This is a genomic window from Pedobacter riviphilus, from assembly GCF_014692875.1.
Taxonomy (GTDB): Bacteria; Bacteroidota; Bacteroidia; order Sphingobacteriales; family Sphingobacteriaceae; genus Pedobacter; species Pedobacter riviphilus.
This window is the reverse complement of sequence record NZ_CP061171.1, coordinates 3,661,570-3,684,621: the sequence shown is the minus strand read 5'-3', so window position 1 is coordinate 3,684,621 and position 23,052 is coordinate 3,661,570. Positions and strand designations below refer to the sequence as shown.

20 protein-coding genes are annotated in these 23,052 nt (G+C 38.0%); 2 read left to right on the top strand and 18 right to left on the bottom strand.

The window, feature by feature from the left end:
* The first annotated feature begins 31 nt into the window (after nucleotides 1-31).
* Complete coding sequence (locus H9N25_RS15015; protein WP_167296769.1) at nucleotides 32-664, top strand: ABC transporter ATP-binding protein; 633 nt, start codon at nucleotides 32-34, stop codon at nucleotides 662-664.
* On the top strand, nucleotides 664-1,794 hold the full coding sequence (locus H9N25_RS15010) for a hypothetical protein (RefSeq protein WP_190326419.1): 1,131 nt from the start codon (nucleotides 664-666) through the stop codon (nucleotides 1,792-1,794). The genes H9N25_RS15015 and H9N25_RS15010 overlap by 1 nt, the downstream gene beginning before the upstream one ends.
* Nucleotides 1,795-1,998: 204 nt before the next feature.
* On the opposite strand, the gene dacB is transcribed toward H9N25_RS15010, so the two are convergent.
* From dacB to H9N25_RS14920, 18 genes are all read right to left on the bottom strand, one after another.
* Nucleotides 1,999-3,408 carry a D-alanyl-D-alanine carboxypeptidase/D-alanyl-D-alanine endopeptidase gene (dacB, locus tag H9N25_RS15005; RefSeq protein WP_190326418.1) on the bottom strand — a complete coding sequence of 470 codons (1,410 nt, stop codon included), beginning with the start codon at nucleotides 3,406-3,408 and terminating at the stop codon, nucleotides 1,999-2,001.
* Between the two features lie 113 nt (nucleotides 3,409-3,521).
* Nucleotides 3,522-4,124 (bottom strand): CDP-alcohol phosphatidyltransferase family protein, encoded by a 603-nt coding sequence (locus tag H9N25_RS15000; RefSeq protein ID WP_190326417.1) that lies wholly within the window; start codon nucleotides 4,122-4,124, stop codon nucleotides 3,522-3,524.
* A 68-nt stretch (nucleotides 4,125-4,192) separates the two neighbouring features.
* Entirely contained in the window at nucleotides 4,193-5,182 is a 990-nt protein-coding gene (locus H9N25_RS14995; RefSeq protein WP_190326416.1) for an aspartate-semialdehyde dehydrogenase, read from the bottom strand.
* 405 nt (nucleotides 5,183-5,587) lie between these two features.
* Nucleotides 5,588-6,457: a sugar phosphate isomerase/epimerase family protein gene (locus H9N25_RS14990; RefSeq protein WP_190326415.1), complete on the bottom strand. Its 870-nt coding sequence runs from the start codon at nucleotides 6,455-6,457 to the stop codon at nucleotides 5,588-5,590.
* Between the two features lie 6 nt (nucleotides 6,458-6,463).
* On the bottom strand, nucleotides 6,464-7,339 hold the full coding sequence (locus H9N25_RS14985) for a sugar phosphate isomerase/epimerase family protein (RefSeq protein WP_167296763.1): 876 nt from the start codon (nucleotides 7,337-7,339) through the stop codon (nucleotides 6,464-6,466).
* A gap of 8 nt (nucleotides 7,340-7,347) precedes the next feature.
* Nucleotides 7,348-8,004, bottom strand: coding sequence for a hydroxypyruvate isomerase family protein (locus tag H9N25_RS14980; protein ID WP_223833396.1), 657 nt, complete (start codon nucleotides 8,002-8,004; stop codon nucleotides 7,348-7,350).
* 234 nt (nucleotides 8,005-8,238) lie between these two features.
* Nucleotides 8,239-9,480, bottom strand: a complete 1,242-nt coding sequence (locus H9N25_RS14975; protein ID WP_167296761.1) for a nucleoside permease — start codon at nucleotides 9,478-9,480, stop codon at nucleotides 8,239-8,241.
* Between the two features lie 99 nt (nucleotides 9,481-9,579).
* The gene (locus tag H9N25_RS14970) at nucleotides 9,580-10,260 is read right to left on the bottom strand and encodes a 3-keto-disaccharide hydrolase (protein WP_167296760.1); all 681 of its coding nucleotides are present in this window, start codon (nucleotides 10,258-10,260) and stop codon (nucleotides 9,580-9,582) included.
* A 108-nt stretch (nucleotides 10,261-10,368) separates the two neighbouring features.
* Nucleotides 10,369-11,826, bottom strand: a complete 1,458-nt coding sequence (locus H9N25_RS14965; RefSeq protein WP_167296759.1) for a Gfo/Idh/MocA family protein — start codon at nucleotides 11,824-11,826, stop codon at nucleotides 10,369-10,371.
* 32 nt (nucleotides 11,827-11,858) lie between these two features.
* On the bottom strand, nucleotides 11,859-12,242 hold the full coding sequence (locus H9N25_RS14960; RefSeq protein WP_167296758.1) for a c-type cytochrome: 384 nt from the start codon (nucleotides 12,240-12,242) through the stop codon (nucleotides 11,859-11,861).
* A gap of 94 nt (nucleotides 12,243-12,336) precedes the next feature.
* Nucleotides 12,337-13,389 carry a sugar phosphate isomerase/epimerase family protein gene (locus H9N25_RS14955; RefSeq protein ID WP_190326414.1) on the bottom strand — a complete coding sequence of 351 codons (1,053 nt, stop codon included), beginning with the start codon at nucleotides 13,387-13,389 and terminating at the stop codon, nucleotides 12,337-12,339.
* A 9-nt stretch (nucleotides 13,390-13,398) separates the two neighbouring features.
* The gene (locus H9N25_RS14950; protein WP_190326413.1) at nucleotides 13,399-14,556 is read right to left on the bottom strand and encodes a Gfo/Idh/MocA family protein; all 1,158 of its coding nucleotides are present in this window, start codon (nucleotides 14,554-14,556) and stop codon (nucleotides 13,399-13,401) included.
* Between the two features lie 84 nt (nucleotides 14,557-14,640).
* Nucleotides 14,641-16,341: a GMC oxidoreductase gene (locus H9N25_RS14945; protein ID WP_190326412.1), complete on the bottom strand. Its 1,701-nt coding sequence runs from the start codon at nucleotides 16,339-16,341 to the stop codon at nucleotides 14,641-14,643.
* Between the two features lie 25 nt (nucleotides 16,342-16,366).
* The gene (locus H9N25_RS14940) at nucleotides 16,367-16,951 is read right to left on the bottom strand and encodes a gluconate 2-dehydrogenase subunit 3 family protein (RefSeq protein WP_167296755.1); all 585 of its coding nucleotides are present in this window, start codon (nucleotides 16,949-16,951) and stop codon (nucleotides 16,367-16,369) included.
* A 279-nt stretch (nucleotides 16,952-17,230) separates the two neighbouring features.
* The gene (locus H9N25_RS14935; protein ID WP_190326411.1) at nucleotides 17,231-18,136 is read right to left on the bottom strand and encodes a TIM barrel protein; all 906 of its coding nucleotides are present in this window, start codon (nucleotides 18,134-18,136) and stop codon (nucleotides 17,231-17,233) included.
* Between the two features lie 48 nt (nucleotides 18,137-18,184).
* On the bottom strand, nucleotides 18,185-21,115 hold the full coding sequence (locus H9N25_RS14930; RefSeq protein WP_190326410.1) for a TonB-dependent receptor domain-containing protein: 2,931 nt from the start codon (nucleotides 21,113-21,115) through the stop codon (nucleotides 18,185-18,187).
* 193 nt (nucleotides 21,116-21,308) lie between these two features.
* Complete coding sequence (locus H9N25_RS14925) at nucleotides 21,309-22,331, bottom strand: FecR family protein (protein ID WP_190326409.1); 1,023 nt, start codon at nucleotides 22,329-22,331, stop codon at nucleotides 21,309-21,311.
* A gap of 106 nt (nucleotides 22,332-22,437) precedes the next feature.
* Nucleotides 22,438-22,998: a sigma-70 family RNA polymerase sigma factor gene (locus H9N25_RS14920; RefSeq protein WP_190326408.1), complete on the bottom strand. Its 561-nt coding sequence runs from the start codon at nucleotides 22,996-22,998 to the stop codon at nucleotides 22,438-22,440.
* Between the last annotated feature and the right edge of the window lie 54 nt (nucleotides 22,999-23,052).

Here is a 23,052-nt window from a genome sequence, read left to right as displayed (position 1 = left end):
TTAAAACTAAAGTCAGAAATAAAATGGCTTTATGTTACACTTCAATCAATTTGAAAAATCTTATTTCAATCATCTTATTTTAAAGATAGATAATATTAAAATTCCTGAAGGCATTTTCTGGATAAAAGGTAGCAATGGGGCAGGTAAAAGCACGCTGCTGAAAGCAATTGCTGGAATATTGTCTTTTAAGGGCGATATCGCAATTGGTACAGTCTACTTAAAAGATCATGGCGTTTCTTATCGAAAGCTTGTAAATTTTGCCGAAGCAGAACCGTTATACCCTGAATTTTTAACTGGATTTGAAATGGTTGATCTTTTTGCTAAAGCAAAAGGAGCTATCTCCAGTCAAGGAGAGACTTTAATAACTGATATGGGAATGAAGCCATACATCCATAACCCGGTGGGTTCATATTCTAGTGGCATGTTAAAAAAGCTGTCGTTGGTTTTGGCTTTTTTAGGGCAACCAAGATTGATCTTATTAGATGAACCTTTAAATACAATCGATGTAGAATCTTTAGAAATATTATACCGTTGGATCAATGAAAAGTATCAAAATGAAAAAATCAGTTTTTTATTGTCTTCACATCAATCATTAGATGAAGCGAAACTGCCTGGATTAAAACAGATTAATATCGATGATAAAAAAATAACATTGAATTTTTAATGTCTTTGCTTTCAAATACTGCCTTAAAGAAAATATTTGTTGATGGATTTTACCGTACCCATGCAGGTATGTTGGTATTCATCTTTGTGATACTGATCAGTTACTGTTTGTTTATTAATACTTTGGGCACTGTTCGGCCAGAGCAAATTGACTTCTGGCAGTTTTTCTTTACCATTAGTATAGTGAGTAATCCACTTATTTTAACTTTTTACCTGATAGGAAGTTCATTTTATGCTTATAAAAGCTTAAAATATGTTTTAAGCCAGCTTGCTTTGCCCCAACAAGAGTTTCTCTATTATAGTTTTATCGCATCAAGCAAAAAACAGCAGTTTAAAAATTGGTTTATTGTACAGGTATATATTTTCATTCCGGTTTTAAGTTATACGTTATATGCAATAACCGTTGGACTGATATTTGGTTTCTACTTTATTTCTATAATTATATTACTTTTTCAGCTGCTACTGATTATGGCTGGTGCCTATGTCTGTTTAAAAGAAAATAATTGTTTAATCGAGGCTAATAGGCCTAGTTGGTTGATCAGGATTACCAGAAAATGGAATAAGCCAGTCTTTTTGTTATACAGTTTTCAGGTTTTCAATCAATCGAAGCTGGCTTATGTGCTTACCAAGCTGCTTTCGTGGGTATTGATTTCGAGTGTGTTTTTGGTTTTTACTGATCTTAAAGATAATGATAAGTTGCTCAAGCTGATTACTTCCTGTATTGTTGTGGCGCATGTAGCCATCATTTATCAGGAAAAGATCTTTAACGATCGCTATCTGTCTTTCCTCTCAAATTTTCCATTTACCAAAGCGAAGATATTCTTTAGCTTTTGTTTAAACTATCTCGTTTTATTATTGCCCGAAATATGTTGGATATTTACCAACTTTGGTATTTTAACATCGCTTGAGTTAATCGCATTTGCCTTTTCTGCGATTTTGTTATTTAGAAGTTTGCTTTTACTGAGTGGGATTCGGGTTAAAGGGTTTTTAACAGGCATTTTTTGTCTGTTTTTTCTTTTCTACATCTTTATTATGTTTGGCTTAGGCTCAATTCTAATTCCGATAAATATGGTTGTGGCTTGGATGGTGTTTAGGAGAAATTATTTGAATGATAATTTGAGGGGTATTTAAGGTAAAGGTTTGTCTATCACGATTATCATGTTGAATTTATTTTACACGTAGAAATAGTGCTTTCAATTCCCTTGTAGCTACTGTGTGGCCAACATCTTTCCTGCCATTTATGAGTGCGATATTGTAAAAAGTAAATAATTAATTTTACAGGAGTTCTGTGAAGATACAGACCGTGGAATGGGATAGTAATGTTTTGTGTTGATATTACTTCAATTCATCTAGTACCCTAAACAGTTTCTTGTTAATCCCACTTCCGCTATAATTATTAATATTAATCACTACCACATATTTGTTGCCCGCTGCATCAGTATGGTAGCCTGCAAACGCCGAAACGTCATTTATCGTTCCGCTTTTAATCTTCATGCCATTGTATTCTGGCAGGGCTTTATAATAATCAGGAAACCAATTTTCTTTTTGAATCTGGAAAAGTATACTGGCCATTGCCGAAGTGGTTATCCTGTCACCTGGAGAGAGTCCGCTGCCGTCGATAATATTCAATGCTGTTTTATCAATGCCTTTATCGGCCCAGAAACTGATTTCAGTTTCTGCCCCTTTACTTGTTGTACTCAATTTGCCTGATTTTATCGCAATGGTTTTTAAAAGCGATTCGCCATATAGATTGATGCTTTTCTTTAAAAACCAATAGGTGATCTCACTTAAGTTAGGCGAACTTATGGTGCTTATTTTCTGTGTAATAGAAGGAATTACCTGGTTATTTAAAGTCATTAAGCGAGCTGTTGTTGCTTGTTGGCTGGTCGGGATTCCCAATCTTTTAAGGGTATCCTGTAAGCGGTAAGCACAATCGAAGGCAGGGTCGGGTGTTGCGACTGAAATCCCCGATTTACTAATGCCCATGCCCAAGCTACCGCGGATATAAGCGGTATTGCTATATGGAGGTAAAAAAGCATAGGCCCGATCTCCAGATCCCGGATCGCCAGTTTTTAATTCATTTACAATTTGAACATAAGGTGTAGCCGGAACTGTTTTTACAATTTTTACTGCATCTGCTGTGCTACTTCCAGGCCTTAACTGAATATCGAATTGATTTTCCCGCCAGGCTAAACCTGAAGTTCCTGCACCATAGTAATTGCCAATATCTTGCCAAACCCAGCCTTCAGGAGTTGTTTGTGTACCGAAAATGCGATCGTCCCCAATTACTGTACCTTCAATTTTTTTGATACCTGCCGATTTTATTGCAGCAACCCATTGCGTTAAAACAGCATTCTCTTTGTTTTGATATCGCCAGGAGCCCAAAGTGGGGTCGCCACTGCCAATAATGATCAGGTTTCCTTTTAATATTCCTTCTGTAGTAATGGTTCCAGTATAAGCCAATGTGGTTTGGAATTGAAAATCTTTCCCTAAAATACTGAAAGCCGTGGCTGCAGTTATGGTTTTTAAGGTTGAAGCCGTAGCCAGGCCGATTTGCTCATTTTTGGCATAAAGCGTTTTGCCTGTATTAGCATCTAAAACGCAAAGTGAAGCTATGGCATGTTTTGCCTGTTCATCATTTAATAAATTATCGAAGGCTTTTTCAAGGTTCTGAACTCGGTTTTGGGCAATTGTAATGTTTGCAGCAAAAACTAGAAACAATAGGGGATATATTTTTAATCGCATAGAGATTTTATCCTTTGAAGATTAACAAAGATAAAATTAAAAGGCTAATCACTAATTTATATATCATTTAGTGATTATAATCTCCAAATTATACGTTTTTAATTTCATACCGTTTATCCATTAAACAGTTTGTTGCGCTTAATTTCTTTTCCCTTTCTCAATTTTACTGCGTGATAGATGCTTGGTACGTCGTTGGTCCATTTTTTTAGGGTGAAAACAATGGCGAGTATTTCTAACCTCGTTGCCAGCCCGATCCAAAAGCAAAACTCAAATAATATTACCGATTCGCAATGAACTATAATTTCAACCAAAGTGGTAAATATAGTCAAAGTCCATATTTTGGCGCCGATAGAATGCGTAGCGATTTCTTTTCTGAATTTGATATAGCTTAATGTATAGGTTGAAGCTTCGAAAGCGCCAAGGACAATCAGTTTTACCAAGTTGACTTTGAAAAAATCGGGACATTGTAAATAAGTAGCAACCGCAACTGAAATAAAAAATACCTGATCGATGCTGGAGTCTAAACGTCGTAATTTTTCTGTGGAGATATTGAATTTTCTGGCTATTATTCCATCGAATACATCTGTTAATAAACCGATCGATAATAATGTGATTGCCAGAAAAGAATAGTGATTGGTGTGGAAAAAGCTTAATAGTATTATTATAAAACCAATCAGTAATCTGGAATATATTAAAGCGATTGGAATATGTTTCATGTTGGAGAGCAGGTATAAAAAAAGTCTCCCGATTTTTTACATCGGGAGACTTTTCTTGGGATTATTGATTAAACTAATTCTTTCTGAATTAGATATTCGGCAATCTGAACAGCATTGGTTGCAGCGCCTTTGCGCAAATTATCTGCAACAATCCAAAGGTTTAATGCTTTCGGTGCCGATTCGTCTCTACGGATACGGCCTACAAAAACTTCATCTTTTTCATGCGCATCTTTAGGCATTGGGTATTTTAGGTTAGCAACATCATCAATAACGATCACGCCTGGTGCTTTTTCTAAAATACTACGCACTTCAGCTAAATCGAAATCATTTTCGAACTCGATATTTACTGATTCTGAGTGGCCGCCCATAACCGGGATACGAACTGTAGTAGCGGTAACTTTAATGCTATCATCGCTCATTATTTTGTTCGTTTCTTTAACCATTTTCATTTCTTCTTTGGTATATCCGTTATCTGTGAAAACATCAATATGCGGAAGAACATTCAAATCAATTTCGTATGGATAAGCTTTAGGGCCATCAATGCCTTTACGCTCGTTCATTAGCTGCTCAACGGCTTTAACACCTGTACCTGTAACCGATTGATAGGTGGAAACGATTACACGTTTAATTTTGTATTTATCGTGCAAAGGTTTTAAAACCACAACCATTTGAATGGTAGAACAATTCGGGTTAGCAATAATTTTGTTATCGATAGAAAGCTCGTGTGCATTAACTTCTGGTACAATTAATTTAATTGCAGGATCCATTCGCCATGCAGAAGAGTTATCGATAACGGTTGTTCCGGCTTCTTTAAAACGCGGAGCATGTTCCAATGAAGTATTTCCACCTGCCGAAAACAAAGCGATATCTGGCTTCATGCTGATTGCAGTATCCATGCTAACAATTGGGAACTTCTTACCCTTAAAAGTAATTTCCTTGCCAACACTCTTTTCTGATGCTACGGGAATTAACTCTGTTAAAGGGAAATTTCTTTCCTCCAATACTTTTAACATGACAGTGCCGACCAATCCGGTGGCACCCACTACTGCTACTTTCATTTTAAATTTTAATTATTTTTTATTAAACATTTGATATAAGTCCAAATATGCTAAAAATTAAGCTTATATCCCTATCGTAGCCAATTTAATTTGCTTTTAATATTTAAAATCTTACTTTTTCAATAGAAAATAAGATTAAAAAGATTAGGCATAATTCGATTTAGCTATACTTGAAGTGTATTAAATGAGAAGGTGTTTGGTGACCTTAGGTTGTAGATCGCGTAACAACTCGAGTGAGTCGTCGCCCTGATCTGAGTTTACGAAAGCTACGAAATAAACCGAGCTGACAGAAGGTAATTTATTTCAAGTCTATTTCGCAAGAAAGATGCTGAACTACATTCAGCATGACGATAGGAGAGATTTAAACCTCGCAAGTTTTAGAAACCTGCGAGGTTTGGATAATTTTTAAATCAAATTGGCTTTGATATAATCGCAGCTTGTTTTGATTGAACCAATAGGATCAGGTTGATAGTTGGTTTCGTGCTCTACAAAGAAATGTTGCATGCCTGAAAGTTTTGCCTGGGCAAAAATGCTTTTAAAATCAATAGAACCTTTACCCACTTCGGTATTCCATTCAGGTTTGGCTTTATCCATATCTTTAACATGCCACATTGGGAAGCGGCCTGGATATTTTTTAAACAAAGCTAACGGATCATTACCCGAGCGTACAACCCAGTATAAATCCATTTCGAAATTGACCAGATTTTTATCGGTTTCGCTTAAGTAAACATCATAACCAGTGGTATCGCCTAATTTTTTAAATTCGAAATCGTGGTTGTGGTAAGCAAATTTTAAACCTGATGCTTTTGCAATTTGGGCAACTTTGTTAAAAGCTTCAGCAGTTTTCTTAAAGCCATCCACACCTTTGCTCATGTCTACATGTGCACCAGCAATAGTAAAAAATTTACCGCCAATGGCTGCTGAAGATTCGATATCTGCCTTTAACTTATCAGTTTTGCCTGTTTTTAAGAAATCATCCATGCCATAATGACCGCTTGGTGCTTTTAAACCATTGGCATTAAGTAATGCTTTAAATTCTTTTGGTGTTAAGCCCCAAAATTTTCCGTTAGAAAAACCATAGGTTTCAACTTCTTTATAACCGGCCTGTGCTACTTTTTCGATAATGCCTTTAACATCTTTTGGCAATTCATTACGTAAAGAGTACAGTTGTAAACCAATATTTTTACTGGCTTTATCAAAGGCAAAAGAAGGGATTAAGAATGCTGCTCCAGCGGCTAACCCTGCTTGCTTTAAGAATGTTCTTCTTGAATTCATCTCTTTTTAAATGATCTCCTTTTTAATGTAAGCACAGCTTGCTGCAACAGATGCCATTGGATTTGGTTTGTAGTTGGTTTCGTGCTCAACAAAGAAATGTTTCATACCCGAAAGTTTAGCATTGGCAAAAATCGGTTTGAAATTTATAGCGCCGGTTCCTACTTCAGCATTTAAGGCTGGATTAGCTTTATCCATATCTTTAACATGCCACATGGTAAAACGGCCGGGATTTTCTTTAAACAGTTTTATAGGATCGTTTCCTGAACGTACCACCCAATACAGATCGAGTTCGAAATCAACTAATTTTTTATCGGTACCTTTTAACAAAATTTCATAACCGGTAGTATTGCCAATTTTTTCGAATTCAAAATTGTGGTTGTGGTAAGCTAAACGGATACCAGCTGCTTTACACATTTTCCCAGCTTCATTTATTCTGGCTGCAATTTTCTTATAATCCTCAGCATTTTTTCTGATGCTTGAATCTAACCAGGGAATGGTTACATACTCGCTTTTAAGTACTTTAGCTGCTGCAATTGCAGCTTTTAATTCAGTTGTATTGCCATCGCTTAAATAAGTGCCTAAACCATAATGACCACTTGGTGCTTTTAATCCATTATCATCTAGCAGTTTTTTAAACTGGGCAGGTGTTAAACCCCAAAACTGATCCTTTATTGAAAAGCCATATGTTTCAACTTCTTTAAAACCAGCTTTGGCAATTTTTTCTAATGTCCCTTTTACATCTTTTGGCAATTCTTCTCTTAAAGAATACAATTGGAGGCCAACTGCTCTTTTATCGGCTGCTGCAAAAACAAATGAGGGAACTAAAAGGGCCGCTGCTGCAGCCATGCTGCTGTTGATTATAAAATTTCTTCTTGATATCATAATGTAGATTAAATATCGCAGATCTCAACAGCCTTTTTTAATGAGGCAATTTTATCTGCTTGTTTAGGTATAAATTCTTGTGCCACGTAACCTTTAAAGCCGGTTTCGGCAATGGCTTTCATAATAGCTGGGTAATACAGCTCCTGAGTATCGTCTATTTCATTGCGGCCAGGTACGCCTGCAGTGTGATAGTGTGCAATATACTGGTGATAATCTCTGATGTTTCTGATTACGTCACCTTCATCAATTTGCATGTGATAGATATCGTAAAGCAATTTGAAGTTTTCTGAGCCCACACGTTTGCAAAGCTCAGCTCCCCATGATGTTCTATCGCATTGGTAATCTTTATGGTTAACTTTGCTATTTAACAACTCCATAACCAATACTACATTGTGCTTTTCGGCCAAAGGAATTAACTGTTTTAACCCTTTAACGCAATTGTTCCAACCGGTTTCATCATCTTTACCCCGACGGTTTCCACTAAAGCAGATCAGGTTTTTATAACCAGCTTCGGCAACAAGCGGAATCATTGCGGTATAATTTTGAATTAACTTTTCGTGAAATTTTTCGTCGTTAAAACCGTCTACTAAATTAATCTCTGCACCATTACACATGGTAGATTCCAAACCATGTTTTTTTAAAGTAGGCCAATCTTTCGGTCCCACCAAATCAATGCCTTTAATACCTATTTTTTTGCTTCGATGCAGAGTGCTTCTACCTCGAAACTACTAAAACACCAGCGGCATACGGCGTGATTAATATTTCCTTTTAGCCTATGCGGCTCGTTTGATTCTCGTTTATCCATTGCGAGGGCTGATAGTCCTGAAGAAACTCCAATCGCAGCGGTTCCTGCGACGATGTTCTTTAATGCATTTCTCCTATTTATGTTAGAGGCCATATTAAACTGCTTTAGCGTCTATTTCAGACTTGGTTTTATCGTTAAAAACTAGTGCAAATAATAAAAATACCACCAGGGCAATCCCAGCAGGTATAATCCAGATCATTTTCCAATCCATTACTCCATCTGCAGCTTTGTAGGCGTCAGAAATTTTACCTGCTACAGCAAATCCAATCAACATGCCTACACCATAAGTAGCTAATGTAATTAAGCCTTGGGCTGAACTTTTAAAACGTTCGCCAGCTTTCGAGTTGGTATAAATCTGCCCTGAAACGAAAAAGAAATCGTAACAAACGCCATGTAAAGCGATTCCTAAAATTAACATGAAGCTCAATTCGCCTGCGTTACCATAAGCAAATAATGCATAACGTACTGCCCATGCCAGCATACCCACCAAGATGGTCATTTTAAAACCGAATCTTTTAAAAAATACAGGGATAAACAATAAGAAAATAACTTCTGAAGCTTGGCCTATAGTCATTTTTCCTGTAGGGTTATCCATACCGATATTAGACAGGAATGGGTTTGCATTTTGATAATAAAAAGCAAGAGGAATACAGATCAAAATAGATGAAATAAAGAAGATCAAGAAGTTTCTGTCTTTCAAAAGTTTTAAAGCATCAAGGCCTAAAACATCAGAAACGGTAATTTTTTCATCTGAAGAGACTTTAGGTGGAGTTTTTGGTAGCGTAAAGCTAAACAAACCTAAAGCTAAAGATACTATGCCGGCCATTAAGAAAGTATTCTTCAATAAACCAGCCTCTGTACCTTCTTTTGAATCCCAATGGAAGAAATAACTGATTAGTAAGCCTGCAGCAATCCAGCCTATAGTACCCCAGATGCGGATTGATGAAAACTCTTTTTCCGGATCTTTCATTTGATTGAAAGAAACTGAGTTGACCAGAGCTAGTGTTGGCATAAAAAGGATCATGTAACCCAACACGTATGGGTAAAAAATGCTAACATCGGTAGCGTTGTACATTTGATACATTAATACAGCACCGATGATATGAAGTACGCCTAAAATTCTTTCAGCGTTAAAATATCTGTCGGCTATTAAGCCTACAATAAAAGGAGCGATGATGGCGCCCCATGATTGGGTTGAAAATACGGCTCCGGTTTCTGAACCAGTAGCTTTAAGATTGTTTCCTAAGAAAGTCCCAAGTGTTACAAACCAGGCGCCCCAGATAAAAAATTCCAGGAACATCATGGCAGAGAGTTTGAAGCGGGTAGTGCTATTCATTTGGTTATATAAAGTTATTAGGTTAGGACGGAGGGTTTAGGGTGCAAGGTATAAGGGAAGAAAAACTTTCAACCTTTTACCTTACGCCTTTTACCTCGGTTATAGTTCTTTTATAGAAATGTTTTTGTACCAAACCTCATCTCCGTGATCCTGTAAGGCAATTTTACCAGTTTTAAAGGTTCCCCAGTTTTCCCATGTTGCAAATTTGCTGCCTGCAACAATCTTTTTCCAGTTATCATCCCAAAGGGTAGTTTTTACTACTTCAACACCGTTTAAAATTAATGTTAGTTTGCCCTTTTTACTGATGATTTCTGCTTTATTCCATTCACCAACCGCTTTAACAGGTTCTGATGAGCTTTTCACCAGGTCATATAAATCGCCGGCACGGTGTTTAGTGATTTTTCCATCTGGGTGGCCATCGTTATCAATAACCTGCATTTCTAAACCTGTAGAATAGGTGGCATGGTATTTAGGTTCTTCGTGAACATAAAAAATCAAACCGCTATTTGCTTTTGGAGCCACTTTCCACTCATACTTTAAATGGAAATCGCCGTATTCTTTGTCGGTTACCAAATCGCCCCCACCATCAGTGCCTTTTTTAGCTAAATCTAAGTGTAATGCACCATCCTGAACTTGCCAACCACTACCAACAGTAGTTTTGTTGTAAGTATGCCAACCTGTTGTTGTTTTACCATCAAACAATGGTTTAAAGCCTTTTTGTGCTTTTGATATTTGCGTAACTGCTAATATGATAAAAGCAGAAAGAAAGATTTTTTTCATTTTTTTAAATTTAAACCTGATGGGTTTAATTCGAGATTTTTAATGTTTCCAAAGCCTCATTGAAGACTTCGCCGTTTAAAAACCCATCAGGTTTGTAAGTACTTTTTATTAAAGCGTTAAATTGTTCCAGCCTTTACGGTATTCGCGTTTTACAAACTGGTTTGCTTCATCAAAATTGGTCACTTTCATATTATCGTTATCCCATAGCATTTTGATGTACCTGCCTGGGTAAGTAATCTTATCGTTTACCGTTTTTTGGATGTCGAAACTTCTGATTGCCAGGTTGGCCATTAATAAAGCTTCTGTTAATGGACCTGCAATTTCGAAAGGCGAACTCACCTCTTGTTTACCATAACCTGCAATTGCAGCTTCAACCCACTGTTTGTAGTGGCCGTTTGCGCCATCTGGTACGCGAGCATATTTTGGTGCAACTTTAATGTCTTTGTTTTTACTTAAAGGCAATAATTTTGGATTTGCACTATATGTCTCAGACATCATTTTTCCTTTTGTTCCGATAAATAAGGTTCCATTACCACCATCGCCAAAAGTTTCGTTTGCTTCTAACTCCTCTGGGCGTTCTGGTTGAATACCACCATCCATCCAGTGTAGCGTAACATCGCCTTTGGTTTTATCGGTTTTAGGAAATTTTAAGGTAACATGGCTTGATGGCGGACAGCTTTCAGGGAAATAACCGCGTTTAAACTCATCTACATAAACAGAGCCCACACTGGCCTCAACTTCTTTAGCGTATTTTAAGTTTAACACACTAAAAGGAGCTTCGATTAAGTGGCAACCCATATCGCCCAAGGCACCGGTTCCGTAATCCCACCAGCCACGCCAGTTAAAAGGAACTAATTTATCTACAAAATCCTTTTCAGGGGCCGTTCCCAACCATAAATTCCAATCTAATTCTTTAGGAATTTCTGCTTTTTTGCTTGGCCAAGGAATACCTTGAGGCCAAACCGGACGGTTAGTCCAGGCATAAACTGTATGTACATCGCCGATTAAACCAGCTTCGTACCATTCTTTCATTTGGCGTGGACCGTCATTTGATGCACCTTGATTACCCATTTGCGTAACCACTTTATATTTTTTTGCAGCTGCGGTTAGAATACGCGCTTCATAAATATCGTGTGTTAAAGGCTTTTGAACGTAAACATGTTTGCCCAACTGCATGGCTGCTAAAGCCTGGATAGCATGGTTGTGGTCAGGAGTTGAAACAGAGACAGCGTCGAAGTTTTTATGTTCTTTATCCAACATCTCGCGCCAATCTTTATAATATTTTGCTTTAGGGAAAGCTTTTACACTATTGGCTGCACGGCGATCGTCTACATCACACAGAAAAGCGATATCTGCTTTTCCGCTTTTGTAAAACATGTCTAAATCGCTTTGACCTTTTCCGCCAACACCAATGCCGGCAACCAATAAGCGATCGCTTGGTGCTAAATAGCCTGTTCCGCCCAAAACATGGCGCGGAACAATCATAAAGGCAGCGGCAGCGATTGCCGAAGTTTTAATAAAATCACGACGGTTACTCGTGTTTTTATTTTCTTGCTCTGTTTTCATATGTAGTAAATCGAGTTGCTAAAGGAATTCGATTATTTTTTCTTTAAAGATAAAATATACTTTACCATCAATTTTGCATCGTCTTTTTTAAGAGTAGCATGAGCGCTCATTGGCATATTGCCCCAAACTCCAGTTCCACCTTTAATAATCTTATCCGCTAACATGTTGATGTTTTTCTCTGTAGCCGGATATTTTTTTGCAATGTCTACGTAAGCAGGGCCAATAATTTTGTTGGTCTTGTTGTGGCAACCTAAACAATCTGATTTATTGATCAGTTTTTCGCCCGGATTTGATTGAAAAGCAGCATGGTTTGTTGTTGCCGTTGCAATCACGGTTTTCTCCTTCGCTAAATCTGCTTTTGAAAACGACGCCATAAAAATGACTACAGCGCCTAAAATTAAAAATGTTTTTTTCATGTGTGTTTATTGTTTTTATTGCTATTCAAGCTTTGCACAAGCAGTATTGTTTGTTAGTTGATGCTTATGCAGGTTTTTGTGTGTTTTGTTGTTTTTATAATCCTAATATTCTTTTATTAAAAGCGCTATCACTACCCGATGCTGCAAAATCGTCAAATGCTTTATCGGTTACATTAATGATATTATTTTTGATAAACGCTGCGCCTTCGCGCGCACCATCCTGCTGGTTTTTGATACAACATTCCCATTCCATAACGGCCCAACCTTTAAAATCATATTGCGCCAATTTACTAAAAATGGTTTTAAAATCAACCTGACCATCGCCAGGTGAACGGTAACGACCAGCACGATTTGCCCAGCTCTGGTATCCACCAAAGGTGCCTTGTTTGCCTGTAGGGTTAAATTCTGCATCTTTAACATGGAAAGCTTTTATGCGTTCGTGGTAAAAATCGATGTATTGAATGTAATCCAATTGTTGCAACACAAAGTGAGATGGATCATACAATAAGCATGCCCGAGGATGATTATTTACGGCAGCGAGGAACATTTCGTATGTTTCGCCATCAAATAAATCTTCCCCTGGATGTATTTCGTAGCAAACATCAACACCACATTGGTCGAATTCGTTTAATATGGGTGTCCAGCGTTTAGCCAATTCTGCAAAACCTTCTTCAACTAATCCGGCAGGGCGTTGTGGCCAAGGGTGGAAATACTGCCACAATAACGAACCACTAAAGGTTGCATGTGCATTTAAACCCAGATTTTGAGATGCTTTGGCAGCATATTTCATCTGTTGTACTGCCCATTCCGTTCTGGCTTTTGGGTTTTTGTGTACTTCTTTTGGTGCAAAGGCATCAAACAAGTCGTCGTAAGCAGGATGAACTGCAACTAACTGTCCTTGTAAGTGTGTAGAAAGTTCAGTAATTTCTAAACCGTAAGTTGCAATTTTACCTTTTAATTCATCAGCATAGGTTTTGCTTTCAGCTGCTTGTTTAAGATCAATAAAGCGGGTATCGAGTGTTGGCATCTGGATACCTTTGAATCCTAAATCCGCAGCCCATTTGCAAATGCTATCAAGTGAATTAAATGGAGCCTCGTCGCTTATAAATTGTGCTAAAAATACTCCTGGTCCTTTTATCGTTGTCATGCCTGATGATTATATTTTAAAGTCGAGCCATTTTTGATCTGATTGGCTTGAAGCCACTACATTTTCTATAAATGCCATTCCTCTGATTCCATCTGAAGTACCAGGGAAATCGAGCATTTCTGCAGTTGGTTGCTCATTGTTTAATTTTGCATTTACGGTAAGTGCAAAGTTTTTATAAATGTTAGCAAATGCCTCTAAATAACCTTCAGGGTGACCACCTGGCGTACGGGTATTGTGTTTTGCAAAACTACCCATATAGCCGTTGCCGGTTCTGTAGATCTGGGCAGGTGCATTTAACCATCTTACAATTAGTGTGTTTGGTTCCATCTGGTGCCATTCTAAACCACCTTTTTCGCCATAAACCCTAATTTTTAGTGCGTTTTCTTCGCCGGCAGCAATTTGTGAGGCCACCAATACACCGTTAGCTCCATTATCAAATTTCAATAGTACGTTACCGTCGTCATCAATGGCTCTTCCAGGCACTACAATATTCAGATCAGCACAAATTTTAGTGATTTTTAATCCCGAAATATATTCAGCAAGGTGTGCTGCGTGTGTACCAATATCACCCATACAACCGCTTTTTCCGGTTTTAGATGGGTCGGTGCGCCATGCTGCTTGTGCATTGCCTTCGCGCTCAGAAAGCGTACTTAACCAACCTTGTGGATATTCTACCACAATTTTACGGATGGCACCTAATTCGCCTTCATTTACCATTTGTTTGGCCTGCTTAACCATTGGGTAACCCGAGTAAGTGTGTGTTAAACAAAGGGTTAATCCGGTTTCTTGTACTTTAGCCTGTAGCTGTTTCGCTTCTTCTAAGGTTAAAGTCATCGGTTTTTCTATTACCACATTGAAACCTTTATCCAATGCCATCATTGCAGGTGCAAAGTGCGCAAAGTTTGGGGTAACAATGGTTACAAAATCAATTCTTTCATCAGCTGGCAATTCACTTTCTTTTGTCAGCATTTCTTCGTAACTGGTATAAATCCTATTGTCGGGAAGAAAAAGGATCTTTCCTGATTCGTAACCAATTTCGGGATTTATACTAAGCGCTCCGGCAGATAATTCGATTAGGCCATCCATATTGGCGGCCAAACGGTGTACGGCACCGATAAAGGCGTCTTTTCCGCCGCCTATCATGCCCATTCTTAATTTTCTTTTCATTTTTGTGGTATGGGGTATAGGGCTAAAGGTTTAAGGCATAGAGACATTGAGCCCTACACCTTAAACCTTTTACCTTAAACCTTTCTAGATATTCTTTTTCTTTAATTCTTTTACTGCGTAATCTGCAGCGCGTGCAGTTAGTGCCATAAATGTTAATGAAGGGTTTTGGCAAGCAATTGATGGCATGCACGATCCGTCAGTTACAAAAACATTGTTTACTTCGTGCATCTGGTTCCATTTATTTAGCACAGAAGTTTTTGGATCGTTACCCATTCTAGCGGTACCCATTTCGTGGATAGCCATACCTGGATAACAGCCATTATCGTATGTTTGGATATTTTTCATGCCAGCTTTCTCTAACATTTCAGCTGCATCATTCATCATATCCACACGCATTTTTTTCTCGTTCTCTTTGTATTCGCAATCGATAGCCAATACAGGTTGTCCCCATTTATCTTTTTTATTATGGTCGATGTAAACCTTGTTTTCGTAATAAGGAAGCATTTCTCCAAAGCCCCCCAAGCCCATGGTCCATTTGCCTGGTTTGGTCATTTTCTCTTTCAAATCAGCACCGAACGATAATTCGGCCACATCACTTTGCCAGTTGGCCCTGCTTGCACCGCCCTGATATCCAAATCCGCGCAAGTAATCGCGTTTATCGTTACCAATGTTCTGGTACCTTGGTACGTAAATGCCATTTGCACGGCGACCATACGTATATTTGTCGTCAAAACCTTCTGCTTCGCCTGATGCTCCACAACGGAAATGGTGATCCATTAAATTGTGCCCTAACTGGCCGCTTCCATTGCCCAGTCCGTTTGGATGTGCTTCTGATGTAGAGTTTAACAGAATGAATGTTGAACCTAATGTAGAACCGTTTACAAAAACAATTTTAGCATAAAATTCCATCGTTTTGTTGGTCTGCGCATCAATAACCATTACGCCCTTAGCTTTTTTGGTATCTTTATCATAAATAATATGATTTACGATAGAATATGGCCTTAATGTTAAACGTTTGGTTGCCATTGCTGCAGGCAGGGTAGAAGACTGCGTGCTGAAATATGCACCAAATGGACAGCCACGGCTACATAAATTTCTGTATTGGCAATTACCACGGCCTTTATGCGGAACTGTTAGATTGGCAACACGGCCAATCATCATAATCCGTTCCCTTTTATAATGCTCTTCGATACGTGCTTTTACCGATTTTTCCACAATGTTTAAATCCATTGGAGGTAAAAATTGTCCGTCAGGACAGGTAGGCCAGTTTTCTTTCGAACCACTGATTCCTGCAAAACGCTCAGCATAATCATACCATGGAGAGAGTTCTGCATATCTAATCGGCCAATCGCTTCCGTGTCCGTCTCTTGCATTATCTTCAAAGTTATGATCACTTAACCGATAACTTTGGCGACCCCACATTAACGATTTTCCACCCACATGGAAACCACGGTACCAATCGAAACGTTTATCTTCAGTATATGGACATTCTAAATCGTTTACCCACCATTTTTCATTTGCTTCCTGGTAAGGATAATCTCTTTTTTGTACAGGGTGGGTACGTTTTTGCTCTTCAGTAAGTTTACCTGCATGTTTAAAATCCCATGGATTTTTCATTGCTGTTTCGTAACCCGTAATGTGCTCGATGTTCATTCCTCTTTCGAGCATTAATACACGCAAGCCCTTTTCTGTAAGTTCTTTCGCAGCCCAGCCGCCACTAATCCCCGATCCTATAACAATAGCATCGTAAGTATTTTCTGCTTTTAAATTAGTATTTAAATTCATGATGTTTTGTAGTTGTTGTTAGAAATTACGTTGCCCAAGATCTTTGGCCAGGTTTTAAAGGTGCGTTGCCATCATATCGGCCTGGAATAAGCACATATTCGCGTGCTTTGGTGCAACCAATTTCTGAAGAATAATAACCGAGTAGGGTTAAATCTCTTGCGGTAATAAAAAAGTAAGCTAAATCTTTGTTCTCTTCCGATTTGCTCTCTTTTTGGGCAAGTGCAATTGTTCTCAAATCGATCATTAGTTTTTTACGGTCGGCAGGTGTTAAGGTAATGTAGCTTTTTCCGAAATCTTTCATTGATTTAGCCTGAAGATCTTTAAATCCTTGTGCAAATGAGGCTTGCATTGTAGCAGGATAACAATCTTTCATCATCATAGGAATAAACTTTCCTAAGCCTGCAGCTTTGGCTCCAGCAGATGATTTGGTCGTCGGGACAATAATATCAGCGAATTCAGCAAAGATCTTTTCATCTTCGAGCGAATAAAGTACAAAATTCTTTTCGTTTTCCGGGAGCGTAAAACTTTCAAATAAAACGCCCATTGTACTTGCCGAGATTGCTCCTCCCAGCAAAAATGCAACGTTTTTGAGTGCTTCTCTTCTGTGCATCGTCTTTATGATTTTATATATTGGTTACTTACGTGTTGAATTAGTAATATTAGAAAAAATATAACGGAAAGAATAACTTTTTTTAGTTAAATTATCAGTCTGCAATGTGATTGTTACTGAGTAGAATTATTCTAAATAATAGGTATTTTATTGCTTTATTGTGGTTTAGAGCCTGTTTTTATGTGGATTTTACTTGGTGTAAAAAGTACATTTAGTATAGGCGAGCATATTATTTACTAATAAATATAAAAAGGTAGATTTTTTAGGGAGAAAATCGGCCTAAAGTAAATTTTTTTTGATGTAATTATAGCTTTCTGTTATACTCTCATAGGGTGGTTTTTTAATGATGTCTTGCTCTGTGAAAATATAATCTACTCCGGCGAGTTTCGACACTGCAAAAATACTTTTGAAATCGATCCTTCCGGCACCCACTTCTACAAAAACCGCTTTATCAGTTTTGTCCATATCTTTAACATGAAACATTTTAAAACGTCCGGGATTTTTCTTGAACATATCCACTGGGTTTAAGCCTGCATTCACTGCCCAAAAAATATCGAGTTCAAAACCTACCAGGTTGGTATCTGTTTCGTTGAGCAGGATTTCATAACCCGTAACACCGTTTCCCTGGTCTTTAAATTCGAAGTTGTGATTGTGGTAGGCCAGTTTTAAACCTGATTTTCGACAAAGTTCAGCTGCCTGGTTAAATTTTGCGGCCATGCGTTTATAATCATCCAATGTTCCATTGGCTCTGATATCTGCAGGCAAGGCTGGGATAACGAAATATTTCTGCCCAACAGTTGCCGCAGTTTCAATGTGCGATTTTAGCACTTTATCATCACCTGAGGATAAAAACTCAGTTACGTTGTAATGGCCGCTGGGAGAGGAGAGTCCATTTGCTTTTAACAACGCATTGAAGTCTTTTGCCTCCAAACCCCAAAAGCCTTTTACTTCATATTTGCCAGGATAACCATAATAGGTTTCTACCTGATTATAACCAATTTTGGCAACCTGCTCAATGGTGGCTTTTACATCTGCAGTTAGTTGTTCGCGTAGGGTAAAAAGGCCAATTCCGATTTTTGAGACTTTGGCAGATTGGGCTAAAGCTGTTGTAATGATAGATGGACTTAAAAAAGCTGCTGCACCAGCAATGCTTACCTGTTGTAAAAATGATCTTCTTGTTGTCATGATGTTTTTGAATTAAAAAAACCGGAGCGTAAACTCCGGTTTTATTTGTTAGAATGAATAAGCTAATGATCCCCAGAATGTACGTTGAAGTAAAGTTCTGCCAATCATTAATTGACCAGGGCTTACTGTTGAGAAATCTCTAAACTGATCTCCGCGAACATCGCCTTCTGTCAACACTTTTGCATTTAACAAGTTGTCTGCCCAAAATCTTATTGCTATTTTCTTAGTAAAGTTATAACCGGCACCAGCTTTCATTACCACGTAACTTGGTAGTTTATAACTTTCGCTAGGTGAAGTGAAACGGTTGCCAACATAATTGGCTGCTATATAGAGGTTAAAGTTTTTGTAGTCGTAATTGGCACCAAGTTCTGTGTTGAGTACCGGAACACGTTCGGTTCTATTGCCAGTGAAACTGTAAATACGATTGCCAAATTCGGCCGCAACAGCGGCATTTCCACTTGTGTTTGCTTCGTAATCTGTGTATTTAGAATCTTGCAATGTCCCCGTTAAACGTAAGCTTAGTGGTTTGGCAATTTTGTAAGAAACCTCATACTCGGCACTCCAGGTACGTGTAGAACCAAATGCCACCAATGCCTGTAAGCCTGATGCAACTGTAGGAACATTAATGGTTAATGATGTGTTTTTAATTGCTGAGTAACTGCCTGAGGCAAAGATAGCCAGATTGTTTTTAGCATATTTAAAACCAATTTCACCCAAATAAACAGGACGTTTTTTTATGTTTGCTGCGTTATAAGCCGATGCATTATAATCGCCAATGTTTGGCGCATTGTAAGCTTTTGTTGCTCTAGCGAAAATACTTGATGTTGTGTTTATTTTGTAGTTTGCCCCTAACGAAGCTGCCCAATTGGTTAAAGTTTCATCATAATGCGTGTAACCTAAAATTGTAGGGGTTGCGCTGGCGGTTGTATTAACTGTGCCATTGGCATTTAGTGCGTAGTAAGGCCGGTCGCCTTTAACATTCTGATTGTCAATCCTTACTCCAATATCTAAACGCCATTTTTCTGATATTTTAATTTCATCACCTGCATAAGCAGATAGCGTTCTGGTATCGCCAATGAAAGTATTTTTGGTTTGAATGGTACGTTCTGCCGCTGTTGGTGACTGTAATAAAATGCTTGGATGTTCTTTAAATTCGGTAAATGAACGGAAAGCATAACGTAAATCATCTCTGTTATATTGGTGAATGCCCAATCCGATGTTAATACTATGATCTTTTACTTTTTTTCTTAAATCCAGGTAATTAATGATCTGAACATCACTGTTAATTTGCCCCTGTGCATTAGAAGTAATTACATAATCTCCAGCTACAAAAGGCGCTACTGAACCACCAGGGTAGTAATAAGGTGTTGCTGCTGTTCTCGCTACAATTCCTGCAGGGGCAGTATAAGTAGAATTAGTATGTGTATTTTGGTAACGGAAATTGTTCACAATCTGCCAGCCATTATCAGTTAAATAGTTGAATTGAAAACCACCTGAACCTAATTTGGTGTGGATTCCATCTGTTAAACTGAAATTATGGCTCCCGTTGGTAGGATCATTGTAGCTCCAATCGGTTTGAATCGGTGTAATTGATTGCGTTGCCATATTATAATCGCGGTAAGTAGTTGGTTTTCCGGTACCATCGTAAGGGTAATAACTTGTTAATAAGAACTGAACCTTATCATTCAGGTATTTGCCATATACTCTGATAAAGCCCTTGTTGTTCTTAAAATTGAAAGTCATGTTTCCTTTAATCTGCCCGCCCTGGTTAGCCGGATTAAAGCCCTGATCTACCACGCCATTATCGGTACGGTAAAAACCACCGATATTATATTTAATCTGATCGTTTATTTTGCCGCCGGTATTTCCATCAAAACGGTATAAACCTTGCGAAAAACCTGTTGTAAACTTAAATTGGCCATACTGTTTATCTGCACCAACATAACTGATGTTGTTTACCACAGCACCTGGTGTATTGGCTTGTACAATTGAAGCATTACCACCTCTAATGGCTTCGATATTCTGGATGGTTAAATCTGTTTTATAATATTGATCTACAGAGGGGTTAGTGTTGAAACCTGTTGGCAAAAGCGGTAAGCCATCTTCTTGTATGCCTAAGAAAATGTAGCCGCCCTGTTGCGGAAAGCCCCTTACCCAAACGTTACCTGGCCCATCGCCACCTGTACTTTCTACTGTTAAGCCCGGTATCGCCTTTAATAAATCGGTGCTGTTTAGTGGCGCCCTGTTGGTGATATCTTTATTGCTCACCGAGGTTAAAGCTACACTACTTTCTAATTTTTTCTTTGGGTTACCGCCGGTTACCATCACACTTTCCAGTTGCAGGTTATCTTCTGATAGGCTGATGCTCAGGTTTTCGTCGGCATTGCCTGGTGATAGATTTACCTCCTTAGAAATGAAACCTACGTATCTTACCACGAGTATTCGGCTATCAACAGTTAGGCCCTTTAATGCAAAGGCTCCATTTTCGTCGGTTGTGGTTCCTATTGATTTCCCCTTAACGGTAATCGATACACCGGGAATGGCATTGCCTTTACTATCTGTTACTTTTCCGGTAACAATACCTTCGAAGGTTCTGAGTAGTTCGAGGTTGTTATTTGCGGGAATAGAATAGAGCAGAATCTGATCCTTAACTATCCTATATCCCACGTCATAACGTTTTAGCGAATTCTCAAGAAAGTATTTAAGTTTTTGGTTAACCACATTGATAGAAACTTTACGGTTAGAGTTTATTAACTGTGGACTGTAAACAAATTTAACATTGGCTAAGTGTTCTGTTTTTTCAATAATGGTTTTAATATCTGTTTGATCGGCTTTGATCGAAATGGGTATATTCAAAAAATCCTGTGCGCCTACATTATTTGCAAATGCAGCACAAGTAAAAATTATTATTGCAAGTATTTGGTAAATCGAAACTCTCATTGCATATATCGCCAGCGAAATAAGTTGATTTTTTTTCATAAATTTGGTTATTGTTCATTAAATGATTGGATTTATTGGACATAGAAATACCATGAATACATTTCTGATGTATTTAACTCGCCGGCAATGCCCCACATTGTCGGCTTTGTTTTTAGAAAAATATTATGGAAAACGGAGCCGCGGTTACGGGCTGTTGGTGTTGTGGTTCTTCTTCATCATGTTTATATATTGGTTAGTTTTTATTGGAAACTATAATACTAGTTCCCTGAATATAATATTTGCTTGAGATGGTTCCGCAGATCAGGTCGAGCTGCTCATATAGCCCTTTCTTGCTTAAATCTCCGGTAAAAGTATAGGTCGAAATCTGTTCATTATCCGATTTTATCTCTATCCCATAAGCTTCAGATAAGGTTTTGAAAATTTCCTTAACGCTTTCTTCTTTAAAATTGTAGCTCAAACTTGTGGGTATATTATAAGCTTCGGCCAGTGGGATGGGCTTGCTTACCAATGTTTTGTTTAATTTGTGATCAGCAAAAACGCCCTTTTGGTTTGGCGTAAGTAGAATTGGTTTAGCCAATTTCTCTTTAGCAAAAGTAAACAGCGAACTTTTCTGATTTTCGGCTACCTGAACTTTACCAGTTCTTACCGCAACCTGAGCTGGAAGTTTATCAGTTGATGATTTTACCCAAAAGCTAGTGCCCAAAACCCGAACAACCAATTTTTGATTGTATACATAAAATGGACGCTTAGGATTTTTGCTTACCGAGAAAAATGCACTTCCTTTTAGGTAAACCATTCTTTTGTTAGTTGCAAAAACCTTAGGGTAAATAATGTTTGCCTGCGGTTTAAGTGTTACCGTACTTTCATCACTAAGCGTGATAACCAGACTACTGTCGCCCTCATTTGTTTTGCTGATTAAGCTTAAACCATCATTTTCATCAATGAAAGATTGTTCGGCATGGTTGTAAGTGGTTAAATATAAACCAGCAATAAAAAATGCAATGACAATAGATGCTGCAATGGCAAATTTTGGCCAAAGCTTTTTAACCCTTAATGTGTTTGTTGGTTTCTGCCCAATGCTATTGATGCCAAACCAGGTATTTATCTGCATCTCTTCGAGCGCAGTTGACGATAAATCTTTAAAATTCTGGCTATTTAAGTTATGGTACCATTTATCTACCCATAGCCTTTCGGCTTCAGTACAATTTCCGTTTTCGTAACGGCTTAGTAAATCGTAAAATGATTTCTGGTCCATAAAAAAGAATATTTGGTCTTATATTACACAAGTAACGCAACAGGAGTGAAACCCTAAAGCTAGGCACGATAAAAAATGAAATAAATTTTAATTACCTGATAATCAGCTATAAAAAGATGTAAAAATTTTTAATGTACTCTTTTATCCTTTTAATAGATTGGGTGATATGATACTCTACGGCTTTTTCGGAGATATTTAGACCTGCAGAAATATCTTTAGTAGATTGGTGTTGGTATCGGCTAAGCCTGAAAACTTCTTGTGTTTTTTCTGGAAGTGAGTTGATACCTTCTTCAATGATGGAAGATAGATCGTGAAGATCGACCAGATTTGCGGTATCCTGATGGTTTTCTGAATAGGTTAGGGTTTGGTACTCCATGTATTTGTTTTGCATAACCAAACTCCTGATGTAGTTGATTACGCTTAACTTCAAGGCGCCGAACAAATAAGCCTGGAGGTTATTGATTCCTGTTCTCTCCCGCTTTTCCCAAAGGGAGATAAAGATATTCTGTACCAGTTCTTCAGCAATTACCTTATCGCCTGTTTTTTTGTAGGCTGCCAATAAAAGCTCGTTACTGTAGATAAAATATATTTTTTCGTAAGCCTGCTTATCGCCTAGTTTCAGGCGTTTAATTAAATCTTCAGATTTTTCAGGCTCAGGGTGAGTCATTTGTTATTTGGTTATACGGTACGCGTGTAGTAAATGTATAAAATTAATGTTGAA

What these genes read in the sequence shown, in the direction of transcription:
- H9N25_RS15015 (WP_167296769.1), top strand. Translation starts at nt 32, where the DNA reads ATGTTACACTTCAATCAATTTGAAAAATCTTATTTCAATCATCTTATT.
- H9N25_RS15010 (WP_190326419.1), top strand. Translation starts at nt 664, where the DNA reads ATGTCTTTGCTTTCAAATACTGCCTTAAAGAAAATATTTGTTGATGGA.
- dacB (WP_190326418.1), bottom strand. Translation starts at nt 3,408, where the DNA reads ATGCGATTAAAAATATATCCCCTATTGTTTCTAGTTTTTGCTGCAAAC.
- H9N25_RS15000 (WP_190326417.1), bottom strand. Translation starts at nt 4,124, where the DNA reads ATGAAACATATTCCAATCGCTTTAATATATTCCAGATTACTGATTGGT.
- H9N25_RS14995 (WP_190326416.1), bottom strand. Translation starts at nt 5,182, where the DNA reads ATGAAAGTAGCAGTAGTGGGTGCCACCGGATTGGTCGGCACTGTCATG.
- H9N25_RS14990 (WP_190326415.1), bottom strand. Translation starts at nt 6,457, where the DNA reads ATGAATTCAAGAAGAACATTCTTAAAGCAAGCAGGGTTAGCCGCTGGA.
- H9N25_RS14985 (WP_167296763.1), bottom strand. Translation starts at nt 7,339, where the DNA reads ATGATATCAAGAAGAAATTTTATAATCAACAGCAGCATGGCTGCAGCA.
- H9N25_RS14975 (WP_167296761.1), bottom strand. Translation starts at nt 9,480, where the DNA reads ATGAATAGCACTACCCGCTTCAAACTCTCTGCCATGATGTTCCTGGAA.
- H9N25_RS14970 (WP_167296760.1), bottom strand. Translation starts at nt 10,260, where the DNA reads ATGAAAAAAATCTTTCTTTCTGCTTTTATCATATTAGCAGTTACGCAA.
- H9N25_RS14965 (WP_167296759.1), bottom strand. Translation starts at nt 11,826, where the DNA reads ATGAAAACAGAGCAAGAAAATAAAAACACGAGTAACCGTCGTGATTTT.
- H9N25_RS14960 (WP_167296758.1), bottom strand. Translation starts at nt 12,242, where the DNA reads ATGAAAAAAACATTTTTAATTTTAGGCGCTGTAGTCATTTTTATGGCG.
- H9N25_RS14955 (WP_190326414.1), bottom strand. Translation starts at nt 13,389, where the DNA reads ATGACAACGATAAAAGGACCAGGAGTATTTTTAGCACAATTTATAAGC.
- H9N25_RS14950 (WP_190326413.1), bottom strand. Translation starts at nt 14,556, where the DNA reads ATGAAAAGAAAATTAAGAATGGGCATGATAGGCGGCGGAAAAGACGCC.
- H9N25_RS14945 (WP_190326412.1), bottom strand. Translation starts at nt 16,341, where the DNA reads ATGAATTTAAATACTAATTTAAAAGCAGAAAATACTTACGATGCTATT.
- H9N25_RS14940 (WP_167296755.1), bottom strand. Translation starts at nt 16,951, where the DNA reads ATGCACAGAAGAGAAGCACTCAAAAACGTTGCATTTTTGCTGGGAGGA.
- H9N25_RS14935 (WP_190326411.1), bottom strand. Translation starts at nt 18,136, where the DNA reads ATGACAACAAGAAGATCATTTTTACAACAGGTAAGCATTGCTGGTGCA.
- H9N25_RS14930 (WP_190326410.1), bottom strand. Translation starts at nt 21,115, where the DNA reads ATGAAAAAAAATCAACTTATTTCGCTGGCGATATATGCAATGAGAGTT.
- H9N25_RS14925 (WP_190326409.1), bottom strand. Translation starts at nt 22,331, where the DNA reads ATGGACCAGAAATCATTTTACGATTTACTAAGCCGTTACGAAAACGGA.
- H9N25_RS14920 (WP_190326408.1), bottom strand. Translation starts at nt 22,998, where the DNA reads ATGACTCACCCTGAGCCTGAAAAATCTGAAGATTTAATTAAACGCCTG.